We start from the raw sequence: 25328 nt of genomic DNA on the forward strand, positions 1-25328 counted from the left end.
TTCTTGATTTGAGCCGCTGTGCAGCGGTGGAAATCCAACCTTAAAGGCGGACGCTATCGCTCCTGCAGTTCCAAAATTCTCTCCGTTACGCTCACCTCCACAGCCTTTGCCTGTTTTCCTATTCTTAAGGTCGCTGTGGGTAGCGACCTTAAGAAAAGCCCGCTCGCACAAAATATGTGCTTGCGGGCCTTTATTTTTAGGATCGCCTGCAGCTATGTGCAGGTAATCTTACAACAAGAAACCAAAGCTACTACCAATCTATTACACAAACTTGCGCTGCACCTTTTTACCGTCATAGGTAAAAAGGGCTTTTTTGTCTTCTACTACGGTTTGGAGGTGCACCGTCCGGCCCCAGAGGGCATAGATGTGCGGGAGCGTGCGTTCCAGGTATTTCAGGTCAAGCTCAATACTCTCGTAGCGGTGGGCGATCAGCAGTTCGCCGTTGCGCTCGTAATCGGCATCCTGAACAACAAGGTAGGGAGAGCCGCCGTTGACCCGGGCAAGCACAAGCTGGTCGCGTACATTTTCCCAGGCTTTGTCGGTGATTTTCCATTCCGGGCCTTTTTTCTCAAAGACATAGAGGTCGAGGTCATTGACCAGCTCTTTGGACAGGTAGCTGCGGATAAATGAAATGTCGGAATCCAGTTCACGTACCTCAAACATTTTGTCGCGGTCCCAGCGGCGTTCGATGTCTTCAAAAATTTTGAGTCCCAGGTAGTAAGGGTTCAAGCTCTGGCGGGAAGGCTGCACAACTGAGGAATTGAGCTTCGAGTATTCAATTGTCTCCTCAGGAGTCAGGTCCAGCTCGCGCATGATCCGCTGATGCCAATAGGAGGCCCAGCCTTCGTTCATGATCTTGGTCTCCATCTGCGGCCAGAAATAGAGCATTTCGTCACGCAGCATCGTCATAATGTCGCGCTGCCAGTCCTCCAGCACGGTCGAATACTGCTGGATGAACCAGACGATATCCTTCTCCGGCTCAGGCGGGAAGGCCCGTTTTCCTGCGGTTTCCGCTGCCTGTGGCTCTGCTGAAGCCGGATCCAGATTCCATAGCTCGCTATAAGGACTTGGCGTAGCGGTACCGCCGGCTGGGGCGTCCTTGCGTTCCTTCATCTTGGCTTCCAGCAGATGGGTTTTGCCCAGCTTGCGCGGCTGGATCAGACTGGGGTCAATATGCTCCTGTATCGCCAGCACAGAGTCGATGAAGCTCTCCACGGCATCCGTTCCGTAGGTCACCGAGTAGCCGGCAATCCGGTCGGCTGTGGCCGACATACTCTCGACCATATCCCGGTTGGACATGGAGAAGCGCATGTTGTTCTTAAAGAAATCGCAATGCGCCAGTACATGCGCGACAATCAGCTTGTTCTGGATCAGCGAGTTTCCATCCAGCAGGAAGGCATAACAGGGATTGGAGTTAATGACGAGCTCATAGATTTTGCTTAGTCCGAAATCGTATTGCGATTTCATTTTGTGAAACGTTTTTCCAAAGCTCCAGTGTCCAAATCGGGTAGGCATTCCATAGGCCCCGAACGTGTAAATAATATCGGCAGGACATATTTCATAACGCATCGGGTAAAAATCCAGCCCAAATCCGGTCGCAATCTCCGTGATCTCGGCAATCGCCCGCTCCAGCGCTTTAATCTCATCACCGGGCATGCATCCATCTCTCCTTCCAGCTTGTGAACCGTTCTTCTTATGTATATGGGCGGAGTGGAGGGAGTATGATGGTGGGATATTGAACTTGTCTGTACGGCCGAGCAGAAATTATCAACGATTTGTTTGAAGATGGTACAATTAGTTAAAGCTCGTACGCATAATCAGAAGGAGGCCAGACATTGTGTCAAATCCGGATGAGAAGAAAATTCATACCTATCAAGATTGGCTAACCTGGGACGGAACCTGGGAGTTAATTAACGGCAAAGTTTATAACAACAAATACAATCAGCCGGCGGGATATATTCTTGTCCGGTTGTTTTTATACTTAGAATCGGGCCAGATATGATTTGGGGAAAATTAGGATATAGAAAAAGCCTAGCTCATATGCGATATACGCTAATGGGTAGGCTATTCGCCATCTGGATCGATTCCCCAAAACACATCTTTGTATTTGGGCTCATCGGCCGATACAGACTTAGAACGCCTGAAGACGTTCATGGGGTCTACTTTATATTCCTTCATGCGTGTAAGAGATAATTCCCGTCCAGCAGGAAGACGTAACAAGGATTATGGGCAAGTATGTTAATTGCTAATTTGTCTCACTCACAATGTAATATTCATTATTCTGCTTCGGTGTAGAATATTTTAAGTAGAATATTCTGCGAATAATTTCCAAAGTGCTCCCCGAAAATAGTAAGTCCACCTTTGTTTTTAGAATTATCATCAATACTTATCTTCAACTTGATGAAGGGGGAATCTTCGATCTTTAAATTGGCAAGTGTAACCGATGATATTTTTTGACCGTCTATTCCAGTATCTTTTTTGGTGACTCTTAAATGTTTTAAAAGGCCGTACTGGCTTAGTTTGTTATCCCACCAGGTTGGTGTTAATTTTCCGCGCACATCTGAAAAATTTCCTGGAGCAGTCCAGGTGCCTAAAAAAACATCGTTTATATAAAAAGCGATATCACTTGGCCAATTATTGTTGGATTCAGGAAACTCTGAAGAAAGTTCTAAGGATAACTCTAATAATTCTGCAGTGAAATTTTTGTTAAAATCATTCGGAATAATATATTCAACGAAGCCCTCCGCAAACCAAAGTAATGAAGCATCGATCCGGTCATTGGATACGAATGCCCGTTGATCATCTAACTTTCCGATTACTTTAGTTTGGCTAGCTAATCCACATGTAGGGGTGACTGAAAAATTAGAATAGTATCCAAGCTTGATTTCATTAGTAATTACATTAAAAGGAAGATGAAGTTTTTTTGGTAAGTTGATGGCAATATGATCAACAGCAAGAATAAAATTCTTCTTTCTGCTATCGGTAACCTCTAAGTTTTCCTGGAGCTTGATTATTTTGGCGTCCTCTAGTAATCGGATATGGCGTGAAACGATAGCTTTGCTTAATTTTAGTTTTTTGGCGAGCTCACTGACATTAAGAGGCGTATGTAACAATAATTTGAGAATTGAAGCTCTTGTGTCAGATGCCAGTGCTTTCAAAACAGAAATACCATTCTCATCGAGTTCTAAGAACATATGTACCTCCTCACTCGGATTTACTACCTCATAAATCTAGCTTCTAGCGGCTGTTGAACATTATAACTCACATTTCGTACCCCGCCAATACTTTCCGGTTGTTAACTTTTTTGTTTACAATAAAAGATCTAGTTAAGCGGTGATTTTTTTTTGTATACCACAAAGTTGAAAATCAGGAATAACGTTGATACAAGCTTGAAAGAACGTTTTCATAATGATAGTATTTGCTTGCTTGGACAAGTGAAACAAAGAAAAATAAGTTAATTTGAGGAGGGTTTACTATGAAACACACAAAAAAGTTAACTATTATTGTTGCGGGACTAATAGTAGTTTCACTTCTTTCAGGGTGTGGGAAAACCAGTGATTCAGCTAGTAATGGTGGAAAAGAAAGTGGCGGAAAAGAAGAACTTCGCATCAGTTGGTGGGGAGGGGATTCGCGCAATAAAGCGGTGCAAGAAGCTATAAGTAAATTTGAAGAAGAAAATCCTAATATTAAAGTTAAGGCAGAATTCGCCGGATATGCTGGTTATCAAGAAAAAATGACTACCCAATTGTCTGGAGGGACTGCTCCTGATGTTATTCGTTTAGATTCCATGTGGGTTGATCAATATGAAAATCAATTATCAGATTTGAAAGAGTTGGGTGAAAAACTGGGTCTTTCTAATTTTTCACAAAATGTGCTTGCGCCCTTAGAAAAGGACGGTAAACTGTTAGGGCTTCCCCTTTCAACTGTCTATAGACCGTTACTATATAACAAAACGGTGACTGATAAATATGGAATTGAAGCACCCCAATCTTGGGATGATCTTTTTGCAATGAGAGATAAGTTGCCAGAGGATCATTATCCGATGGCGAATTTGGTAGGGTCAAAATATGCGTCCCCGATCGTATTTTTCTCAATTTTCGCACAGCAAACTGGACTTCCGCTTTCTGATGATAATGGAAATTTAAATTATAAAGAATCTGATTTTGAGAACATGCTATCTTTCTATCGCGAATTGATAGAGAAAAGAATTATGCCATCCAAAAAAGAAGTGGATAACTCAGGGTCAATAGAAGGTGCGACAGCAACAGAAATAATGGAAGGGAAGTGGGTTAGCTTATTTGAGTTTACATCGAATACGAATACCATTCAAAATCAACTAAAAGAACAAGGCTTTGATTTAGAGGTAGCTGGTTTTCTTTCAATGAAGGATGAAAAATCTACTGGTGTCTGGACGAAGCCTGCCATGGTATATTCCATTCCTGAAAAAACAAAACACAAAGAAAGTGCTGCGAAGCTAATTAACTTTTTAATGAATAGTGAAGAAGCAAATAAAATTCAAATGCTTGAAAATGGTGTTCCCGACAGCAAAGCGGGAAAAGAGGTGCTTGAAAAAAACAATCTGATTACTCCGCTAACAGCTGAAATCACAAAATTAGGCGATGAAAAAAATGATAGCAAGCTTTCTACTATGTTCAAATGGGATACTGCAAAGTTGAATGATGTGTCACTGGATGTAATCACTAAGCTGGATTATGGTGAGGTCGATACGAAAGAAGCTGCAAAGGAACTGTATGCGGCTTACAAGGAACAAGAACAAAGCTTTAAAAAGTAAACATAAATGAACAACAATCATTTACCGCCCAAAATTTTATGCATAAGTTTATTCCGATTTTGGGCGTTAAATGTCACGAGAGGAATGCGAATAGCCATGAATAAAAATAGGTATACAGGCTTATTCTATTTAACACCATGGTTAATAGGGATTTGTTTCTTTGTAATCTACCCATTTATCATGTCATTGTATTACAGCTTTACAGACTACTCCCTGCTGGATGAGCCTGCTTTTATTGGACTGGATAATTATTCACGGATGTTTACAAGTGACCCCACCTTCTGGATATCGGTGAAAGCCACGATCAAATTTGTATTCTTTACCGTGCCTCTTAAATTAACATTTGCACTGCTTATTGCCTATATTATGAATGCTAAATTAAAGGGAATCGGATTTTTTAGAACCGCCTATTATATTCCATCTATTTTAGGTGCCAATGTAGCTATTGCAGTATTATGGCAGTTCTTATTTAAAAGTGATGGGTTAATCAATATGGCGTTAAATATGATCGGTCTGGAAAGTATCGGGTGGTTCTCTAGCGCAAGTGGAGCAATGTTTACTATTGTTTTATTACGTATTTGGCAGTTTGGTTCTGCAATGGTAATTTTTTTGAATGCGTTGTCGGAAATCCCGCAAGAATTATATGAAGCAGCATCCATTGATGGAGCTTCAAAGTTTAGACAGTTTTTTTCAGTGACAATACCCCAACTAACCCCAATTATATTCTTTAATTTAATCTTGCAGCTTGTGCAAGCCTTCCAAGAATTTGAGGGGCCATTCTTAGTTACGGGTGGAGGTCCAATGAAGAGCACCTACCTATTACCAATGTATATATACGATAGTGCATTTAAAAACTTTGAAATGGGATATTCTGGTGCTTTGTCCTGGGTGTTATTTATTATGATTATGATATTCACGGCCATCCTGTTCAAAACGTCAAGTAAATGGGTGTTTTATGCTGACGGAGGGAAATAACATGGAGCAAGCAATGAGAAAATATTTCAAATATTTCTTTTTGATAATAGGGACTTTAATTATGCTTTATCCGATTCTCTGGTTATTTGGGGCATCTTTTAAGAGTAATACAGAGATTTTTAAATCAATATGGTTTATGCCTAAGTCTTTTGATTTCACACCTTATATCGAAGGATGGAAGACTTCTAGCCAGTATACATTTGGAACCTACTTTTTAAACTCTTTTTTGATTGTAATTCCAAAAGTGTTATTAACTTTGATTTCTTGTATTCTGACTGCATATGGATTTGCGAGATTTAACTTTCCTATGAAAAAAGTGCTATTTCCGGTTATGATTGCTACTCTTTTTCTTCCGGGAATCGTTACTAGAGTACCAATGTATATTTTTTGGAAGAATGTAGATCTATTGGACACTTATATCCCTCTAATTGCCAATTCTGCATTTGCTTGTGATACATTTTTTGTATATATGTTGGTTCAATTTTTAAGAACGATTCCCGGGGAGCTGGACGAGGCAGCAACAATAGATGGGTGTAACTCTTTTAATATTTTAATTAAAGTATTGCTCCCTATTCTTAAACCTACCCTTATTACAGTAGCTTTATTCCAGTTCATGTGGACATTTACTGAGTTTCAGGGTCCTTTAATTTATATTTCTTCAGTCGAGAAGTATCCTGTTTCAATTGCGCTTCGAATGGCGATGGATACGACATCTGTTGATTTTAGCTGGAATAAAAATATTGCTATGTCAATTATAGGGTTAATACCTTCGATTATTGTATATTTCTCTGCTCAAAAGCACTTTATTGGCGGTTCTACAGCAGGCGGAATTAAAGGATGATAACAGATAAAGAACTGACCAATGCAGCAAGATATGAATGAATAGGATAGGAGATGAAGATAGATGTCACATAGGATGGAGTATCCGCGTCCACAGTTAGTTCGAGACACATGGCTTAACTTAAATGGAGTATGGCAATTTGAATTTGATGACAGGAATGTTGGAGCTGCACAGCGATGGTTTGATCCAAGTGAAAATTTTAGTCAGACCATTCAAGTTCCATTTGCTTTTCAAACCCCTGCAAGTGGAATACACGATACCTCTTTTCATGACTATGTCTGGTATAAGCGTAATTTTACACTTGATCCAGGTTGGTATAAGAAGCGTGTTGTATTACATTTTGGTGCGGTAGATTATAGAGCTTGGATTTATGTCAATGGTCATTATATCGGCATGCACGAGGGAGGACACACTCCATTTTCTTTTGATATTACGCATGCATTAACCGGACAGGAGGAACAGGTAACTGTTCATGTTGAGGATCTTTCAAAGGATGAAACTATACCTCGGGGAAAACAGTTCTGGTTAGAGAAGCCAGCTAGCATCTGGTATACCCGCACGACAGGGATTTGGCAGACAGTGTGGCTGGAGGCGGTAAACCCTGTTTATATTCATCAGGTGAAGTTTGAGCCCGATTTAGATCAAGGGAGTATTGGAATAGAAGTTAAATCTGAGGGATATGGATCAGAAGAATTAGTTTTGGATATTCGTATTTCTTTTCGAGGAGTACCTGTTATTCAGGATCAAGTACGATTGTTGCAACCAATAACACGTAGAATGGTAGATCTATTTGGTTTGAATATATTTCGAACAAACTTTCATCATGCCGGCTGGACATGGACTCCGGAAACTCCTAATTTGTTTGATGTTGAAATGAAGCTTTACGATCATGGGGTTGAGGTGGATTGTATACAATCGTATTTCGGCATGCGGAAAGTTCATACAGAGAATGGTATGGTCTATCTGAATAACAAACCTTATTATCAAAAGCTTGTATTGGACCAAGGGTATTGGCAGGAAGGATTACTTACTGCGCCAACGGATGAACACCTGAGGAAAGATATTGAATTAGCTAAAGAATTAGGGTTTAACGGTTGCCGTAAGCATCAAAAGGTAGAGGACCCGCGATTTTTATACTGGGCAGATCGAATAGGGTTCCTTGTATGGGGAGAATGTGCTGCCAACGCCTCTTTTAATAGTGATGCTGTAGCCCGGTTAACCAAAGAATGGATTGAAATTATTGACCGTGATTTCAATCACCCATCTATTGTTGCATGGGTTCCGCTAAACGAAAGCTGGGGAATTCCGATGGTGAAATCGAATAAGAAGCAGCAGTATCACAGCTTAGCCATGTATAGTCTTATTCATTCATTGGATGATACCCGATTAGTGATATCGAATGATGGATGGGAAATGACACAAACTGACATTTGTGCGCTACACAATTATCAGCATGGCAGAGCAGATGAGCCCGATAAGTATGAAGAATTTAAGCGAATTCTTTCCACGAAGGAAACGATGCTTGCTTCAAAGCCATCAGCTCGCAATGTATATGCAGATGGTTACCAACATCGGGGAGAGCCAATCTTGTTAACTGAATTTGGTGGTATAAGCTATAAGGCTGGCGCTGACGATGGTTGGGGATATACCAGTGCACAATCTTCAGAGGATCTTGTTCTAGAATATGAAAGAATTATGAAGGCTGTATACGCTTCTAAGATTATTTATGGTTATTGTTATACGCAGTTAACAGATGTTGAGCAGGAAATTAACGGTCTATTGGCATATGATCGAACACCCAAATGCGATATGTCGTTAATTAAAGAAATTAATAGTCAATGGCATCTACGGACAGTTTAGTATATACAGTCATAGGGAAGAATGCACAAGCTTGCTTTCGGAACATATTTAATGATAAGGAGTTTATGAATCCATGACAAATGAAATACTGCTTCAAAAAATTGAACTGGTAGTAGACAAGCTTATGAATCTGGGCGGTAGCGACTATGAAAAGGATAAAACCGTGGTTCAGGCCGATACAAAATTAGGGATTGTGCAACGGGATTTCGGAATTGAAGAATGGGACTGGCCTCAGGGCGTCGGTCTCTATGGTCTTTACAAGCTGCAGAAGTATTACAGCGATCACCGCTATATGGAATTTTTTCAAAATTGGTATTCCCGTAATCTAAAGGTTGGACTGCCTTCAAAAAACATTAATACGACAGCTCCTTATTTGGCTTTGGTTCTGCTTCTGGATCAACTTGAGCCTTCCAGCCAACTGAAACAGCTATGCCGGGAACATGCGGATTGGCTCGTTCATGAGTTGCCCAAAACCAAAGAAGAAGGCTTTCAGCATACGGTCACTGCCATTGGCAATCGGGATGGAATTCACTTGCACAATGGACAGTTATGGATTGATACGCTCTTTATGGCGGTTCTGTTTCTGAACCAGGCCGGGCGCAAGTTTAACCGGCCGGAGTGGGAGCATGAAGCTGAACACCAGATTCTGCTCCATATCAAGTATTTGTTTGACAAACATACCGGCCTGTTCTTCCACGGCTGGAGTTTCGAACGCAATGATAATTTCGGCAGTATCTTCTGGTGCCGCGGCAATTCCTGGTTCACCTATGGTATCGTCGATTACCTGGAAACTTGCCAGGATACGATTAGCCCGGGTATCCGGAAATTTCTGATTGATACGTATAAAGCTCAGGTCAATGCCTTGGTTTCACTCCAGGCGGCTTCCGGTCTTTGGCATACAGTCCTGCAGGACCGGGCCAGCTATGAAGAGGTATCCGGATCGGCCGCAATTGCCGCAGGTATTATAAAAGGCATTAAAGCCGGTATTCTGGATTCCTCATATCAGGCTGCGGCAGACAAGGCCATTCAGTCGGTATGTCAAAATATTAGCGGAGATGGAACCGTACTGAATGTGTCGGCCGGAACCGGTATGGGATTGGATAAAGATCATTACAAGAACATTACCCTCATGCCAATGGCATACGGACAGTCCTTGGCTCTTATTGCCTTGTATGAAGCTTTAAAATAAACCCTGCGTAAGCTCATTTATTCATCTCTTCTTGGATACAAATAGCCTAATCCTTGAGCATTTACGCCAAAGGATTAGGCTATTTTATCTTCTTTACCCAGTTACTCGTAAACCCGCACCTCAATAATCTCCGCATACTGGCTTCCGTTAGTCGCCCCGATCACACGCGCAGGCGATCAGTTGTTACAGCTTCGGCAAGTGTGTGCACATGCTTGCGCTTGTGATTGTCACTTCCTGCGGCGACTGCCGTCCATGTAAGCTTCAATACGATAATCCTTGACGAGCGTTGGCAGGATTTCGTAAGGCGTAATGTGATGATGCAGGTTGATCAGGTCCTCATTCACATCATCATTGAAGGTGACATGCACCTGGCGGAGGGTAACCGGGGCGGTCCAGGCCAGCTCCAGCCATTCCTCGCGGCCGGATTCCAGCTGGTCAGAGGACCATAGATGTGGGCCTCCGTAAGGACGGAGGTATCCGTCCGTTGCTTTGACCGCAGCGAAGGCATGCGATGGCGATATGTAAGGCATTAGAATGTCAGCCTGGAGATATTTTAGAATACAAAGTTGACGAAGACACTCCATGATTAAATCTATTGCATTCTCTGCAGCAGATTACCTCCAAATTAACCGGAAAAGAGAATCTGCTGCACTCTGTACATTAGAATTCTATAAAAAACCCCTGTGAGGACGAAATCCCAGAAATCAAATGTACAAAATACAACAGAATGCGATTTCCGCGTGATAATGGATGATTCTATTGCACAAATTGCAATCATACTACCGTATTTGTTCAACTGAATGCCCCAAAGTGTGCGGAGCAGTCTTGAGTTGATCATTTGCGGTGTGCGATCATCCCATCGCATGGCAGGTGGCAACTCCGATTGGCTTTGTCCCCTGATTGTATCAGCTAACAGCCAATCCAAAAGCTCTCCATAAACGATGCCATATCGTTCGTGGAGAGCTTATTTGCTTGAGCAGCCTGGCGATATGAAGCCACAGAGCTGCACACTATCTTTTGACCTTATAAACCATTAAAGGGAGTAGTGACGGAGGAAGTCCAAACATTCCCCGCAGTCACGGCCGAACCCGAAAGGTATAGTCTCTGAGTTCTTGACCCCTCAGTACACAAACCTCCGCTGCGCCCAGTAGCTGAACAGGAAGATCGAAACCTCGGTCATCAGCTTGGCGGCGACAAGCGGGATGATCAGCTTTTCATTGTAGAAATAGAGCAGCCCGTAATTGAACAGCAGCACGAGAATGACCAGCGCGAAGTATTTGGGCAGCGACTCCTGGAGCCTGGATGCCTTGCCACCGGTGAACACATATTTCCGGTTCATGGAATAGTTGAAGATGGAGCTGCACAATCTCGCGGCGGCGACTGACAGGAACAGGTTGTGGCCGAGACTCTGGAACAGGAACAACAGCGTGAAGTCGAGCAGGGCCGACAGCAGCGATGAAGTGCTGAACATTAGAATCGGCAGATAAATCCGGAAGGAGTCCACCAGAGGCCGGAAATGGGACGATTTATTATCTTCCAGATACACAGTATCAATATATTCTTCGGTAAGGGTATACCCCTCCCTATGGGCAGTCAGCAGCATGTTCATTTCATACTCAAACCGTTCCCCGGGAATCTGGCAGAGCCAGTCAAGCATCGGGAAGGAGAAGCCGCGCAGGCCAGTTTGTGTATCATAGATTTTGGTGCCTGTAGTGAGGGAAAAGACTGCCCGTGTCACCGAGTTGCCGAAACGGCTGCGCAGGGGAATGGTGCCGCTAAACCGGCGGCTGCCCAGCACAATTCCGGGAGTGGTCTGGTTCTGGAGAACCTCGACAATCCGCTTAATATCATGAGGCAGATGCTGGCCGTCACTATCCGCGCAAACTACATAGCCGGACAGTCCGCTCTCCTGGATATACCGGAAGCCTGTCTTCAGAGCGCGTCCTTTTCCAAGGTTGGCCTCATGCGTCAGGACGGTGCAGCCGAAGGCTTCGGCCATGTCGAAGATTCCGCGGTAAGCCGGGCCGCTCCCGTCATCTACAAGGACGATCGGTCCAAGCTGATATTCTTGCAGCTGCACAATTAATTCCAGCAGTCGTTTATCTGGCTCATAGGCCGGAATAAGGATCGTCATGAGGTTACGCCCTCCTTGATATAAAGAATGTCGCTGACGCCGCGTTCCTGATTTTTGCCCAGCGGATTATTCACGACCCGTCCCATGAAATACATTGTGGATGAACCGCCGCCGTCCAGATTGTATGCTTCGGTGGCTCCGAGATCCGACATCACATCAGCAAGCTCGGCAAGGGTCATGCCCCGGCTATAGCCTTCACTGCGCCCGTCCACAACAACGAACACATAATGGTTTGGTGCAATCATGCCAATAGCGGTCCGGGGATTCGCATTCTGGATGGAACGGTTGCCGAAATTGCTGTCGATTTTGACACTGCTGAAATCACTGACGATGTTGCCGTCCTGAATCAGAATCGGCCCGAAGGAGAGGGTATTGGTGGCTCCCTGCGCCAGCAGATCGGAAGAAGAAATCTCTTCCTCGTCATACGTCTTCATGGTCCCGTCATCGAACAGCGCCATCGCATCCCGCACCGGATCATCCCGGTACACCGTTCCATTGCGGATAATGACCCCATCCTCGCGGAAGCCATAGTAATCGCCGTTGATTGCAAAGACCGCATTATTGCTGGAGGCAATCGCTGAGGTGTCCTCTATGATGTTTGTGCCAAAGCTGCTGTCGGCAAAAGCAGAGCGCAGGCTGCTTGCCTCCTTAAGCACGACATCGGCGACAAAATAAGTGATCTGGTCTGAACCGGACCCGGTCTGTACCTGGTCGATCTGGATCTGGATATCATCGCTGGAATAACTCCAGTCGTCGGAAGTCGCGTTAACCTCGGCTGCAACTGTGGCTGCTGCTGTGCTTACGCCGGCTGTGGCTGTGTCATCCGCTACGACGACTTCGACATGTTCGATCAAGTAACGGTCTGCCAGGCTATAGATCACCGTGCCGAGACTCAGGAGGACTACGATCATCACGATCAGAAGTTTGCGTTTGAAACTCCAGGGTTGTTTTTTTCTTATGTTCATCATTGAACCATCACCTCATCATGTAAGTTGTTAAGGTCATCATACCGGGGCTACCTTTAGTGAAACTGAAATAGTAACCGCACCGGACAATTGGTATACTTTAACAGAGACCCCGCCATTTCCAGCAATGATAAAGAGGGTAAAGGCTATGAATCCAGTCCGTCCCTTAAAATGGCTCCTGCCCCTTATGTAAGCTATGAACTGGGGACGGCAATCAACGCCCGGGAACAGCATTACATTTGGAGTGAATGCGATAATAGCAGGGATGGCACAGAAATGACCGCACTCGCAAAGTTCATTATTGAGATTGTAGAGTCCGGAGAGAGCTATAAAGGCTTGCCGGAGGCTAAAGGCGGTTATGAATAAACGATGATGCGATTGAGGGAACCGCTGATTTTAGCTTTTGTATCAAGGAATCTATTGCTATACTTTAACAACAAGACGGTTATTAGAGCTGCAAGGAGGTTCAGTCATGACGCATCGTATACTGCTGGTTGAGGACGATGAAGATATTAGTAGAATGGTATTTTCTTATTTGGTAAAAGAGGGCTATGAGGTGGAGACTGCATTTGATGGTGAGGCAGCGGAAAAGCTTTTTCATCGCGGCGGCACCTATGATCTGGTTCTGCTGGATCTGATGCTTCCAAAACGAAGCGGCAACGATGTGCTGCAGACGATTCGCCGGGACAGTCTGGTGCCTGTGCTGATCATGTCGGCTAAGGACAGTGATGTGGACAAGGCGCTGGGCCTTGGCTTCGGCGCGGATGATTATATTACGAAGCCGTTCTCGATGATCGAGCTGGCGGCACGGGTGAAGGCGGCGATCCGGCGGGCAGGATATGCCGCTGCTGGAAGTCCTGTTACGGATACAGCTGCCGTTCAGGAGCGCGCCAACACGATAGCACTGCGTGGACTCACCGTCGATCTCGATAATTTCTCGGCGCTGAAGAACGGGGAAGAGGTCAAGCTGACGGCCAAGGAGTTCCAGATTCTTAAGCTGTTCGTGAGCAGCCCCGGCCGGGTGTACACCAAAGCGCAGATTTACAGCGTCGTCTGGGAAGACGATTATTACGGGGATGAGAATGTCATTAATGTACATATGCGCAGACTGCGTGAAAAAATTGAAGATGACCCGTCAAAGCCGGAATACATCAAAACGTTATGGGGCATTGGCTACAAGCTGGGGGATGTGCTGGAATGATCGCTTTTTTGAGTGTGGCTATCCTGCTGCTGCTGATCGTGATCCTCTGGCAGTACCTGCGTCTGCGGGAGCATTCCCGCCACCTCGATTATATCCACACCAAACTTACGAGCATTGTTGACCGGGGCTCGCACGAAAGGCTGCTTCTGTTCAATAGCAACCCTCATCTGCAAACGCTGCTGACTGATCTCAACCGGCTGCTGGACGTCAATCACAAGGGAGCGGTCGAGCTGGCCAAGCTGGAGAAGTCTATGCGCAGCATGCTGGCGAACATCTCTCATGATCTGAAGACTCCGCTGACGGTGGTGCTCGGCTATATTGAAACGATTCTCCATGACGGGAATATAACGGAAGAGGAGCAGGCGCATATTCTGCGGATGATTCATGCCAAGGCAGAAGAGGTGATCCGGCTGATGAACAGCTTTTTTGATCTGGCCAAGCTGGAGTCCGGGGATAAGCAGATCGCGCTGTCGCGGGTGGAGCTGGGCGAGGTCTGCCGGCGGAACATACTTTCCTTTTACGATATCCTGAATGCCAAGGGCAGTGAGGTGGAGATCGGGATTCCGGATGAGGCGATGTACATGATGGGCAACGAGGAGGCGCTGGACCGGGTGCTGTCCAATCTGCTGTCCAATGCGATCAATTACGGGGATGCCGGAGGTGTGCTTGGACTCACCCTCTACAGCGCCGGAGACCAGGTGTGCATAGACGTATGGGACCGGGGCAAAGGCGTCACCGAAGGGCATCAGGATAAAGTCTTCGAACGGCTCTACACGCTGGAGGATTCCCGCAACCGTGACTATCAGGGGAGCGGCCTTGGGCTGACCATCACCAAACGGTTGACCGAACAGATGAACGGCAGCATTACCTTACGCAGCAAACCTTACGTCAAAACGGTATTTACGCTTTCTTTTCGCAGGCTGACCTTCTAAAAACTATACTGGTCCGGCGGCTTAACCTGCACTTACGGCTGCATCTTAAGATTTTCGTAAGAATCAGGTAATAAAAAAGAAAATTCCGCTGTGTACAATAAGAACCAGGAAGACAAACGAAGAAGCCAAAGGGGATAACGGAAATGACCACCATACTGCGTACTTGGGATTTAACCAAGGAGTATCAAGGCAAAGAGGCTGTCAAAGGCGTGAATATGAATATCAAGCAAGGCGAAATTTACGGGTTCCTGGGACCTAACGGTGCGGGCAAAACTACGGTGATGAAAATGATCACCAATCTGGTGAAGCCGACGGCGGGAGAAATTGAATTTTTTGGCGAGTTCATGACAAACCGTTCCTATGAAATGCTGAAACGTATGGGCTGCATTATTGAATATCCGGTATTCTACGACAAGCTGACGGCAAGAGAAAATCTCCAGCTGCACGGGGAGTATATGGGTTACTACGATGCCAAGGCCATGGAAGAAGCGCTGGAGCTGGTGAAGCTGAAGGGTGTGGACAAAAAGCCGGTCAAGCAGTTTTCCCTGGGGATGAAACAGCGGCTGGGCATTGCACGGGCAGTCATGACGAAACCGGAGCTGCTCATTCTGGATGAGCCGATCAACGGGCTGGACCCCATGGGCATCAAGGAGCTGCGTGAGGTGTTCCGCATGCTGAGCCGTGAGTACGGAATGACGCTGCTGATCTCCAGCCATATTCTGGGTGAAGTTGAACAGGTCGCCGACACCATCGGCATGATCCGTGACGGAATTCTGCTGGAGGAAGTGGCGATGGATACGATACGCAGCCAGAACACGCAATACATCGAACTGATTACCGGAGAGAGCAGCAAAGCGGTGTATGTTCTGGAGCACAAGCTGGGACTCACCAACTTCAAGGTGCTCGACCCGCGAACGATCCGCATTTACGATGCCATACAGCAGCTTGAACTGAATAAAGCACTGGTAGAAGCGGGTGTGGAGCTGGAAAGCCTGAGTAAAAAGAATCATTCGCTGGAAGATCATTTTGTGGAACTGATGGGGGGTGAGGGCATTGCTTAAGCTGATACAACTGGAAATCCGCAAAAACAAACTGGCTGGCATGCTCAAAGGCATTGCAATTGCCAACCTCGCAATTTTTGCCTTTATGCTGCTGCTTACTTACGTTGATTCTGAAGGCGGCGGCAGCGGCGGGGAGTTCAAGTCATATGCAGATATGTTTTCCGGTCTGTATGTTCTTGTCAAGGCTACCTTTGTGGTGTTTGCTTCGGTTGTGCTGAGCAAGCTGGTTATTGATGAATATAAGAACAATACCATTACTTTGCTCTTTATGTACCCTATCTCCCGTAAAAAGCTCCTGGGTGCCAAAATTATCATCGTGTTTTTCTTTACACTAGTCAGTATTTTTGTATCGGATGTTCTGATTGGCGCTCTTCTGATCGGACTTAACTCTTTCACCCATGCGATTCCGGGACAGCTGGATTTGGCTGTGATTCCTGGAGAAATCATCAGGATAGGTGCAGATGCGGCATATGCGGCAGGGATTGGACTAATTCCTTTATATATCGGAATGCGCAAGAAATCCGTACCAGCCACCATAGTTACTGCAGTGTTGCTTGTCAGCGTGATTGCCTCCAATCTTGGTGATTTCCTTCCTAATCTGGTATGGCTCTCCATCTTCCTCAGTCTGGTTGGTATAGCCATCGCTTACCTGTCGATCCGGAATATTGAACAGAAGGATATTGCCTGAAGGTAACCGGAAGTACAGCTTTGAGTGTTTTCATTTCCTGGGTTCCTCTGCTGTGAGGTTAAGGATGGTCCAACCGTTCTTGCTCATCTGCCGGAGGGACTTTTTTGCTGAAAAACCGCTTGGCACCAATGTTTTAGATGGCGACCAACTGCGGTTTTTTTGCTATAATAGTTCTTAATTCAGCAATTTTCGAGTGGAGTACAGATTGAAGTTATGTCTACAGTTTATCCGCAGTTAATGAATAGATGAAGATACAGGATTGAAGCAGCAGAGGAGGTGGGCTATGACTAAACAATGGTCTTTTATTCTGGATCGGGTGCTTTCGGAAGAAGGTGCTTATAAAGCGTTATACGATCATCACCCCGACCTGATAATTGTGCTGGACAGGCAGGGATATTATGTGGACAGCAACCGTGCTTTTGAAGTTGCCGCTGGCGCAGATCCGGAGCTTCATGAGCCATTGTCTGGTTTGCGGCTACACCCTCCCGGAGAAGAACATTTTGCTGCAGCGCTCGGGGGTATCGGCTCAGGCTTTGAACTGGAGGCGGATGAGAGCCGCGGAAGCAGCCCGGCTGCGGTTACGTATGTGCCGGTAAAAGTTGAAGAAGGTATTGCAGGCGTATTCGCCATTATCCGATATGACCAGAGCCGTGTTCTTCCTCTTCTGCTTCAGGAATGGTTCGGCAGGCTCCTGACCGGGGAAGTTTCTCCCATGGAATGGACGGATGAGCGGACACCGGGGCGTGAAGAGGAGCTTATAGAACTGGCTATGGTGGAGGAGCAGCAGAAGGCAGAGCTGGTGCTGGAGATGTCAGAGGACAGGCATCTTAGCCTGATATTCAACTCTATTGCAGCCGGAATCTTCGGGCTCGACACGTTGGGCCGGACCTTCTTTATCAACCGTGAGGGAGCAGATATGCTAGGTTATGAGCCCTACGAGCTGAGGGGGCTGCCGTTGATGGATGTGATCCATCACATCCGTGGAGACGGGTCAAGGTACCAGCAGCATGAATGTCCGATCTGGCAGACCCTGCAGGATGGTGTCACCCGTAGTAGAGGGGATGAAATCTTCTGGCGGAAGGACGGCACCAGCTTTTTTGTCAGCTACCGGATTGCACCGCTTCTGCATAAAGGAATCATCTGCGGTGTTGTGGGTTCATTCAGTGATATTACCAATGAACGGGAGATTCTCCGGGCCAAGGAATCAGCAGAGCAGGCGGCTCAGGCTAAGTCCGATTTCCTGGCGATGATGAGTCATGAGATCCGTACCCCGATGAACGGGATGATTGGCATGGCCGACCTCCTGCTGGAAACAGAGCTGGAAGAAGAGCAGCGCGGCTACGCCGAGATTCTGCGCAGCAGCAGCTACAGTCTGCTGCAAATTCTAAATGACATTCTCGATTTCAGTAAAATGGAAGCCGGCAAAATGCCGCTGCTGTCGGAGAAATTTGATCTGCGCGAAATGCTGGAGAGCATTATAGATTTATTCACCCCCAAAGCAGAAGAGAAAAAGCTGGCGCTGCGCTGGTGGGCGGATACAAGCGTTCCGGCCATAGTGAAGACCGATCCCAGCCGCCTGCGCCAAATCATTGTCAATTTGGTCGGTAATGCGCTTAAATTCACGGAACGTGGAAGCGTAACCTTGTCGGTGAAGAACATTCCGCTGCCGGGTTCACCGGAATACCTGCTGGAATTTTCTGTACGTGATACAGGAGTGGGAATTGCCGACAGCAAGCTGAATCTGCTCTTTCAATCCTTTTCGCAGCTGCATCCGTTCATTAACCGCAAATATGGCGGAACGGGACTGGGACTGGCCATCTGCAAGCAACTCGTCGAGCTGATGGGCGGAACGATTTTTGTGGAGAGTGAAGAAGAACGGGGCTCGACCTTCCGCTTTATGCTGCCATTCGTCCATGAAGAAGCTGAATCAGAAGCAGAAGCGGGAATCACACCCTACCTGTGAACAAGCCTTCTTTGTATTGAATGTTCGAACTGGATTAAACATAGGCATAACAAAAACCAGCAAGCTCCGGTTATCGGAGCATTGCTGGTTTTTTTTGAAAATATAAGAATTTTTATGCTTCGCGCTATAAAGTATCCTTCTATTTCTCGCTGAAACGGATACCGTCCTTTTGAGGACGGCGAAGCCGTTTCCACTTGGCTGTTCAACAGTTAGTGCATATACATGAGGCCTACTGTAGCGGGTCCGCAGTGGCTGCCAATGACACAGCCGGCATGAATGACGGCAATCTCTTCAACATCGGTCTGTTCACGCAGCGCCGCCACCAAAAAGTTGGCATCCTCTTCACCCAGTGTGTGGGCTACGATGAGCAGCTCCTTATCCATTTCCCCGGCATTGGCAAGGGCATGCTGGAGCATTTGTTCCACAGCTTTCTCTTTCTTGCCGCGAACTTTGCTCACCGGTACAATCGCACCGTCAATCAGCCGCAGCACAGGCCGGATCTTCAACAGGCTGCCGATAAAATTCTGCATACCTGAACAACGTCCACCCATATATAAGTAATCCAGTGTATCCACAACAAATTCTGTCTCCACTCGGTCGCGGCATTGCTTCAGCATAGCGGCAATTTCCCTGCTGCTGTGGCCTTTGGCTGCGGCGCGAACCGCTTTCATCACTAGGAGCGCAATCCCTCCGCATAACGTCTGGGAATCGACCACTTGTACGCGTCCTTCAGGAAACTCCCCTGCAGCCAGCAGGGCATTCTGATATGTAGAGGATAAAGAAGAGGAAAGACTGATATAGACGACGTCTCCTCCGCTGCTGATGACTGGCCCAAAAGCGGCCATGAAGTCGGCGGGCGAAGGTGCAGCGGTCTTCGGCAGTGCTCCATTTGCGGCGACACGACGATACACTTCCTCAGGTGTAATGTCTACACCATCCTTGTAGGTACCGTCTTGAAATACTACATACAGCGGGACGATGCCAATATCATACGTTTCCTTCCAGCCTTGCGGCAAATCGGAAGTGCTGTCTGAAAAGATTTTTACGATAGACATGAAATTCTCCTTCACCGAATCTCGGATGACAATATGACATAATAGAATAAGCCATATAATCTGTTTATTATACCAAGCTATTGCCAATTCTCAAAATGAAAATTAATAGAGAAGGAGCTGGAAAATATGCCAATCTCTTTACACGGCTGCTTCCGGCAAGGTTTAAACAAAAAGGACTACCCTAATCGGGTAGCCCAGTTGCTTATTTCTTCATCACCGGAATCCACACTTCACAGACATAATCCTCTGCACCCGGGTCGCCTGGTGGATAAAGCTCGAATTCCGGACCACCTGCATGCTCATAGCCGGTACCCGGGAACCACTCCTGGAAAATCCGCTGCCACACATTTTGAATCGCATGCGGCATGGGGCCGACTGAGGTGAATACGGCCCAGCTTGCGGCTGGAACCACCGCGGTTTCATAGCCTTGGGGATCCGTATCCGGCGTCCCTTCCACTCCGATCCAGTAGGATAGCAGCTCTTTCTCCATGTCCATACTCATACAGATGCCAAGCCAATCTTTGCCTGTGCCGATTTCAATCAGCTTATCCGAAGTGCCGTCTGCATTGCATTCATTCCAAAACTCAGGGATTCTGCGGAAATTCTCTCCTTCCCTGGTCGTAACCTCCATTGATTTGCCGATGACGGTAAATGCGTCTTTCTCCACGATTCTGTATTCCATTTCCTGATCTCCCTTCAATGATAGATGGAAGGAGAGGCGGGGGAATGCTTTGAGCTGTACACCCGGTTCACGCGCGGCGGAGGGGGTCAGTCCATGCGCTTTGCGGAACGCTTTGGCGAAGGCTTCCGGGGAGTCATATCCATATTTCAGCGCTACATCCAGCACCTTGATTTTGGAAATGGCCAGCTCCTGGGCGGCCAAAGTCAATCTGCGCTTGCGGATATAGTCTGCCACCGTTACCCCTGTCAGCATGCCGAACATGCGCTGGAAATGAAAAGGGGAGACATGAGCCACCTTAGCCACTTCTTCTATGCGCAGGGGTTCGGTCATTTTGCTCTCCATATAATCCAAGGCATTTTTCATTCGGATCAGCCATTCCACGTTTGCCATCTCCCTTTTGCATTTATACTATCATGAGCCAGTCAATCAAGCCTGTTATTCTCTGCTCATTAATGACAGGTTAACACAAATCGGGTGTATGCTATAGACGAATTTGATAGACCCGGGCTTCATAAGGCCGCAAGGTTGCAAGGCTGGCAGCATCCGGCTCTCCCGGATAGTTGCCGATAATGATGCTGGTTACAGCCGCCAGCTCAGCAGGAAGATCAACCGGCTGCGGGTCAGCGCTGAAATTCAGCAGAATAAGCCACTGTTCATCGTCTAACGTCCGGGTATAGGCATAAATGTATTCATGCTCCGTCAGCAGCAGCTTATATTCGCCGTAAGCCATAATCTGATGTTCTTTACGCAAGCTAATCAGCTTCTGGTAATAATAAAACACGGAATCCGGATCAGCCAGTGCCTGCTCTACATTGATATCTTGGTAGTTCGGGTTAAGCTTCAGCCATGGCGCGCCCTGAGTGAAACCTGCATTTGCGGACGCATCCCACTGCATCGGAGTGCGGGCATTGTCCCGGCCTTTCGTGTGGATAGCCTGTAGGATCGTCTCATGCTCCGCGCCGCCTTCCGTGACCTTTTCCCGGTACATATTCAGGATCTCGATATCCTTATAATCTTCCAGCACAGGGAATTTCACATTCGTCATGCCGATTTCTTCACCTTGATAGATGTAGGGCGTGCCTTTCAGCGTATGCAGCAGTGTAGCCAGCATTTTGGCCGACAGAACACGGTATTCACCATCATTGCCGAAACGTGAGACCATCCGCGGCTGGTCATGATTATTCAGGTACAGGCTGTTCCAGCCGCGTTCGGCTAAGCCAACCTGCCATTTATGCAGAATGTCGCGCAAGCCTTTGAGGCTCCAAGGGGTGACATCCCATTTGCCGCCGGGCCCGGAGTCCACATCCATATGTTCAAATTGGAACACCATCTGCAGCTCCTGCCGGTCTTCGGCAGTGTACAGAATTGCATCCTCTACACTGGCCCCTGGAGTTTCGCCAACCGTCATCACCTCATATTTGGAGAGAACCTCACGGTTCATTTCCTGCAAATATTCATGGACCCGCGGGCCGTTCATAAAATATTCGCCGCCACCGGCCAGTTCTCCCGGAGCCAGACCCTCTCTGTGAGCGGAAGGAAGGCCTTCCACCTTGGAGATCATATTAATGACGTCCATCCGTAAGCCATCGACACCTTTGTCGAGCCAGAACGCGATCATTTTGTAGAGGGCTTCGCGAAGCTGCGGATTCTCCCAGTTGAGATCCGGCTGCTTGCGGGAGAACAGATGAAGATAATATTCTCCGGTAGCTTCATCCAGCTCCCAGGCCGGACCGCTGAAGACGGAGCTCCAATTGTTGGGCCGTTCGCCGTTTGGTCCGCCGGGCCGCCAAATATAATAATCGCGGTAAGGGTTGTCCAGGGAGGAACGGGATTCGGCAAACCATGCGTGTTCATCTGAGGAATGGTTGATCACAAGGTCCATCATCAGCTTGATGCCGCGTTCATGAAGTCCGGCCAGAAGCTCCTCCCAGTCCTTCAAAGTGCCGAACTCATCCATAATATCCTCGTAATCGCTAATGTCATAACCATTGTCGTCGTTGGGGGATTTATAGACCGGGGACAGCCAGACAACATCGACGCCGAGCTTCTGCAAATAATCGAGGCGGGAGATAATCCCTTGCAGATCCCCGATTCCGTCTCCGTTGCTGTCCTGGAAGCTGCGAGGGTAGATTTGATAGACTACGGCTTCTTTCCAAAAGGCTTTTTTCATTTTAAACGACTCCTTTGAGTGATTTTATAATGAAACCATAATGAATAATAAAAGATATAGGATGAACTTAAAAAGATCTTAGTGGGCAGCAGTAACGGAGGGGAAGTTTGGAACTGTAGGAGCTTTAGCGTCCGCCTTTATGTTTGGATTTCATCCGCAAATTGCGGCAACAATCAAGAAATCCAAACATAACAGCGGCCGGAAGTCCAAACATTCCCCGGAGATACGGCGTAAGCCCATTCTGCAGATTTTTGAGTTTAACCTATAAAAACAACCCCGAAGGAGATTGAAGCCTCCGGGGCCGGTTATAGGAATTATGCCGTGACGGTGGAGCCTTCAGCAGTGACGCTGCTGAGTCCGTTCACAGTATACTCCTTGCCGTGAATCGTGATGGACGCCGGAATATCGGTTTCATTGACAACCGTAACCTGTACATCGGTAACAATGACTTTAAGCCGCGAACCGCGGAACATGATCTTGAAGGAATACGAAGTCCAGTGTCCCGGGTTGGAAGGCTTAAGGATCAAGCGGTCTTCCTGAACGCGCAGTCCGCCGAAGCCGTGTACAATCGACATCCAGGTTCCCGCCATGCTTGTAGTATGGCAGCCGTCTTCCGTGTCATTGTTGTAATTGTCGAGATCCAGTCTCGAAGTCCGCAGGTACATTTCATAAGCCTTATCCTTATACCCCAGCTCGCAGGCAAGAATCGCATGGATACATGGGGAGAGGGAGGATTCATGCACGGTAATCGGCTCGTAGAAGTCGAAATTCCGTTTCTTGGTGTCCAGATCGTAACGGTCGCCAAGGAAATATAAACCTTGCAGCACATCGGCCTGTTTAATGAAGCAGGAACGCAGAATGCGGTCCCAGGACCATTTTTGATTCAGCGGCAGATTCTCTGGCAGAACATCCTTCACCTGAATGATCTCTTTATCGAGGAAGCCGTCCTGCTGCAGGAAGATGCCGCGTTCTTCATCGGCCGGATAGTACATTTTGGCGATGATTTCATTCCATTGTGTGGTTTCGCTGTCCAGAAGCCCCAGCTTATCGGCAAGCTCTGCATACCGGGAAGCCTCGTTCTCCTGCAGATATGCCAATGCTTCCAGCGTGTATTCCATCGTCCAGGCAGCAATCCGGTTTGTATACCAGTTGTTGTTGACGTTATTCTCGTATTCATTAGGTCCGGTTACGCCGAGCATCACATATTTGTCCTTGTGCGCCACGTAGTGAACGCGTTCTTCCCAGAAGCGGGAGATTTCCACAAGCACTTCAAGACCATATTGGCCGAGATAAGCTTTGTCCCCGGTGTAATTAACGTAGTTGTAAATCGCATAGGCAATCGCGCCGTTACGGTGAATTTCTTCGAACGTGATTTCCCACTCATTGTGGCATTCTTCACCGTTCATCGTCACCATCGGGTACAGTGCCCCTTTTTTATAACCAAGCTTAAGCGCATTTTCTTTGGCTTTTTCCAGATGTTTGTAACGGTAAATCAGCAGGTTTCGGGAGATTGAAGAATCCGCTGTACTTAAGTAGAACGGCACACAGTAAGCTTCTGTATCCCAATAGGTGCTGCCGCCGTATTTTTCCCCGGTAAAGCCTTTGGGTCCGATGTTCAGACGGTCATCTTCACCGGTGTAGGTCTGGTTAAGCTGGAAAATGTTAAAACGGATCGCCTGCTGTGCCGACACATCACCTTCAATGATAATGTCGCTTTCCTTCCATTTATCTCCCCACGCAGTAGCCTGTTCGGTCAAAAGTGCAACGAATCCGGCTTCCTGGGCGCTTTGCAGTGCCGTCTGCGCAGCATCAACCAGCTGTCCCAGGCCGTAATTGCGGGAAGTGACATTGGCAGCATATTTATAGATGACAACCTGATCGCCGGTTTGCACGGGGATAGTTACCGTACTGCCCACATATTTCTCCTGCTCGGTGACTTCAGCTTCTGCAGTAAGCTTTTCGCCATTGACCAGAATATCAAAGACAAATGCCGAGGTGACGTGAAAATCAAGTTTTTTCGTCTTCAGGGTGAGGTATCCGCCGTCCGGCTCGCCTTTCTTCTCCACTTCGTTCCAGAATTTCTCGTCATAGTTGGCATCCTTGTTCTTGATGTCGCCGTCAAGGTAAGGCGTAACGGTAAGCTTTCCGGTAAAATTCACCGGAATGATCGAATAGCGGATCGCGCCGATCTCACGGCGGGCCATGCTGACGATGCGGATACTTTCCACCTTAACTTCCTTGCCGTCCTCAAGAGTGGCGGTGAAGCTGCGGGAAAGTGTGCCTTCCTTCATGTTGAGCACCCGGCGGAACTCAGTAACGGTGCAGGTAGCCAAATCCAGCGGTGTGCCGTCGATGTCGATGTTAATGCCAATCCAGTTGGTGCTGTTCAGCACTTTGGCAAAATACTCCGGATAGCCGTTTTTCCACCAGCCGACCCGGGTTTTGTCCGGATAATACACACCGGCCATGTAGCTGCCTTGCAGGCTGTGTCCGCTGTATTTCTCTTCAAAGTTGGCTCTTCCGCCCATATATCCGTTTCCGATGCTAAATACGCTCTCAGAAATTTCTTGGGTCTGGGGATCGAAGGATTCTTCAATGATTGACCATTCATCAATTTTTAAATATTGCTTCATTATTACCGGCTCCTTTTTAGGTGGGGATGATATAAATGGAACTATGAGTTCGACTATTCAGGTTACGTGCTGGCTGCCCCTCGGGCGAATGGATGTTACGATCGCTGTTGTCCCCGGATGCTCGGAAATGGGGGTATTGGGCAAGCATCCGGGGACAAAGACGAACGCAGGGTCTTCTTCGAAGGTC

General features: G+C 47.0%; 21 protein-coding genes and 1 pseudogene. 13 read left to right on the forward strand and 9 right to left on the reverse strand.

What is annotated here, in order from left to right; genetic code table 11:
* Window positions 1-261: 261 nt before the first annotated feature.
* On the reverse strand, window positions 262-1656 hold the full coding sequence (locus MHI45_RS28830; protein WP_076113070.1) for a SpoVR family protein: 1395 nt from the start codon (window positions 1654-1656) through the stop codon (window positions 262-264).
* Window positions 1657-1837: 181 nt separating this feature from the next.
* Here MHI45_RS28830 and MHI45_RS28835 point away from each other — a divergent pair, with 181 nt between their 5' ends.
* On the forward strand, window positions 1838-2002 hold the full coding sequence (locus MHI45_RS28835; RefSeq protein ID WP_179091823.1) for a hypothetical protein: 165 nt from the start codon (window positions 1838-1840) through the stop codon (window positions 2000-2002).
* Window positions 2003-2276: 274 nt separating this feature from the next.
* Here MHI45_RS28835 and MHI45_RS28840 read toward each other — a convergent pair whose 3' ends face one another.
* Complete coding sequence (locus MHI45_RS28840) at window positions 2277-3194, reverse strand: ArsR/SmtB family transcription factor (RefSeq protein WP_076113071.1); 918 nt, start codon at window positions 3192-3194, stop codon at window positions 2277-2279.
* A gap of 281 nt (window positions 3195-3475) precedes the next feature.
* On the opposite strand from MHI45_RS28840, the gene MHI45_RS28845 reads away from it, so the two are divergent.
* The 5 genes from MHI45_RS28845 to MHI45_RS28865 all read left to right on the forward strand — a co-directional run bounded on the left by MHI45_RS28845 (window position 3476) and on the right by MHI45_RS28865 (window position 9657).
* Window positions 3476-4792, forward strand: coding sequence for an ABC transporter substrate-binding protein (locus MHI45_RS28845; protein ID WP_076113072.1), 1317 nt, complete (start codon window positions 3476-3478; stop codon window positions 4790-4792).
* Window positions 4793-4888: 96 nt separating this feature from the next.
* Window positions 4889-5767 (forward strand): carbohydrate ABC transporter permease, encoded by an 879-nt coding sequence (locus MHI45_RS28850; RefSeq protein WP_076113073.1) that lies wholly within the window; start codon window positions 4889-4891, stop codon window positions 5765-5767.
* 1 nt (window position 5768) lies between these two features.
* The gene (locus tag MHI45_RS28855) at window positions 5769-6608 is read left to right on the forward strand and encodes a carbohydrate ABC transporter permease (protein WP_218642539.1); all 840 of its coding nucleotides are present in this window, start codon (window positions 5769-5771) and stop codon (window positions 6606-6608) included.
* Window positions 6609-6671: 63 nt separating this feature from the next.
* Window positions 6672-8468 (forward strand): glycoside hydrolase family 2 protein, encoded by a 1797-nt coding sequence (locus MHI45_RS28860; RefSeq protein WP_076113075.1) that lies wholly within the window; start codon window positions 6672-6674, stop codon window positions 8466-8468.
* Window positions 8469-8541: 73 nt separating this feature from the next.
* On the forward strand, window positions 8542-9657 hold the full coding sequence (locus MHI45_RS28865) for a glycoside hydrolase family 88/105 protein (protein WP_076113076.1): 1116 nt from the start codon (window positions 8542-8544) through the stop codon (window positions 9655-9657).
* A 227-nt stretch (window positions 9658-9884) separates the two neighbouring features.
* Here MHI45_RS28865 and MHI45_RS28870 read toward each other — a convergent pair whose 3' ends face one another.
* Window positions 9885-10187 carry a hypothetical protein gene (locus MHI45_RS28870; RefSeq protein ID WP_076113077.1) on the reverse strand — a complete coding sequence of 101 codons (303 nt, stop codon included), beginning with the start codon at window positions 10185-10187 and terminating at the stop codon, window positions 9885-9887.
* Between MHI45_RS28870 and MHI45_RS28875 the strand changes: the two are divergent.
* Window positions 10172-10243, forward strand: a pseudogene (locus MHI45_RS28875) (helix-turn-helix domain-containing protein); the annotation flags it as partial. The gene MHI45_RS28870 and the pseudogene MHI45_RS28875 overlap by 16 nt on opposite strands.
* A 534-nt stretch (window positions 10244-10777) precedes the next feature.
* On the opposite strand, the gene MHI45_RS28880 reads toward MHI45_RS28875, so the two are convergent.
* Together MHI45_RS28880 and MHI45_RS28885 are read right to left on the reverse strand one after the other, a co-directional pair.
* On the reverse strand, window positions 10778-11791 hold the full coding sequence (locus tag MHI45_RS28880; RefSeq protein WP_076113078.1) for a bifunctional glycosyltransferase family 2/GtrA family protein: 1014 nt from the start codon (window positions 11789-11791) through the stop codon (window positions 10778-10780).
* Window positions 11788-12759: a phosphodiester glycosidase family protein gene (locus MHI45_RS28885; RefSeq protein ID WP_341119816.1), complete on the reverse strand. Its 972-nt coding sequence runs from the start codon at window positions 12757-12759 to the stop codon at window positions 11788-11790. The genes MHI45_RS28880 and MHI45_RS28885 overlap by 4 nt, the downstream gene beginning before the upstream one ends.
* An 87-nt stretch (window positions 12760-12846) precedes the next feature.
* Here MHI45_RS28885 and MHI45_RS28890 point away from each other — a divergent pair, with 87 nt between their 5' ends.
* The 6 genes from MHI45_RS28890 (at window position 12847) to MHI45_RS28915 (ending at window position 18601) form a co-directional block, all read left to right on the forward strand.
* The gene (locus MHI45_RS28890; RefSeq protein WP_340893709.1) at window positions 12847-13122 is read left to right on the forward strand and encodes a hypothetical protein; all 276 of its coding nucleotides are present in this window, start codon (window positions 12847-12849) and stop codon (window positions 13120-13122) included.
* A 106-nt stretch (window positions 13123-13228) separates the two neighbouring features.
* Window positions 13229-13957, forward strand: a complete 729-nt coding sequence (locus tag MHI45_RS28895) for a response regulator transcription factor (protein ID WP_341119817.1) — start codon at window positions 13229-13231, stop codon at window positions 13955-13957.
* On the forward strand, window positions 13954-14889 hold the full coding sequence (locus MHI45_RS28900; protein WP_076113081.1) for a sensor histidine kinase: 936 nt from the start codon (window positions 13954-13956) through the stop codon (window positions 14887-14889). The genes MHI45_RS28895 and MHI45_RS28900 overlap by 4 nt, the downstream gene beginning before the upstream one ends.
* Before the next feature lie 143 nt (window positions 14890-15032).
* On the forward strand, window positions 15033-15950 hold the full coding sequence (locus MHI45_RS28905) for an ABC transporter ATP-binding protein (RefSeq protein ID WP_038588459.1): 918 nt from the start codon (window positions 15033-15035) through the stop codon (window positions 15948-15950).
* Complete coding sequence (locus MHI45_RS28910) at window positions 15934-16638, forward strand: ABC transporter permease (RefSeq protein ID WP_341119818.1); 705 nt, start codon at window positions 15934-15936, stop codon at window positions 16636-16638. The genes MHI45_RS28905 and MHI45_RS28910 overlap by 17 nt, the downstream gene beginning before the upstream one ends.
* A gap of 283 nt (window positions 16639-16921) precedes the next feature.
* Window positions 16922-18601, forward strand: a complete 1680-nt coding sequence (locus tag MHI45_RS28915) for a hybrid sensor histidine kinase/response regulator (RefSeq protein WP_341119819.1) — start codon at window positions 16922-16924, stop codon at window positions 18599-18601.
* 209 nt (window positions 18602-18810) lie between these two features.
* Here the strand turns inward: MHI45_RS28915 and MHI45_RS28920 are convergent, their stop codons facing one another.
* The 4 genes from MHI45_RS28920 to MHI45_RS28935 all read right to left on the reverse strand — a co-directional run bounded on the left by MHI45_RS28920 (window position 18811) and on the right by MHI45_RS28935 (window position 25141).
* A complete protein-coding gene (locus MHI45_RS28920; RefSeq protein ID WP_038588465.1) occupies window positions 18811-19656 on the reverse strand; it encodes a DegV family protein in 846 nt (281 codons plus the stop codon).
* A 202-nt stretch (window positions 19657-19858) separates the two neighbouring features.
* Window positions 19859-20719, reverse strand: coding sequence for an AraC family transcriptional regulator (locus tag MHI45_RS28925; RefSeq protein WP_341119820.1), 861 nt, complete (start codon window positions 20717-20719; stop codon window positions 19859-19861).
* Between the two features lie 100 nt (window positions 20720-20819).
* Window positions 20820-22508, reverse strand: coding sequence for a glycoside hydrolase family 13 protein (locus MHI45_RS28930; protein ID WP_076113085.1), 1689 nt, complete (start codon window positions 22506-22508; stop codon window positions 20820-20822).
* A gap of 314 nt (window positions 22509-22822) precedes the next feature.
* The gene (locus tag MHI45_RS28935; RefSeq protein ID WP_076113086.1) at window positions 22823-25141 is read right to left on the reverse strand and encodes a glycoside hydrolase family 65 protein; all 2319 of its coding nucleotides are present in this window, start codon (window positions 25139-25141) and stop codon (window positions 22823-22825) included.
* Window positions 25142-25328 lie beyond the last annotated feature (187 nt).

It is taken from the genome of Paenibacillus sp. FSL H3-0321 (assembly GCF_038002865.1).
GTDB lineage: Bacteria > Bacillota > Bacilli > Paenibacillales > Paenibacillaceae > Paenibacillus_AQ.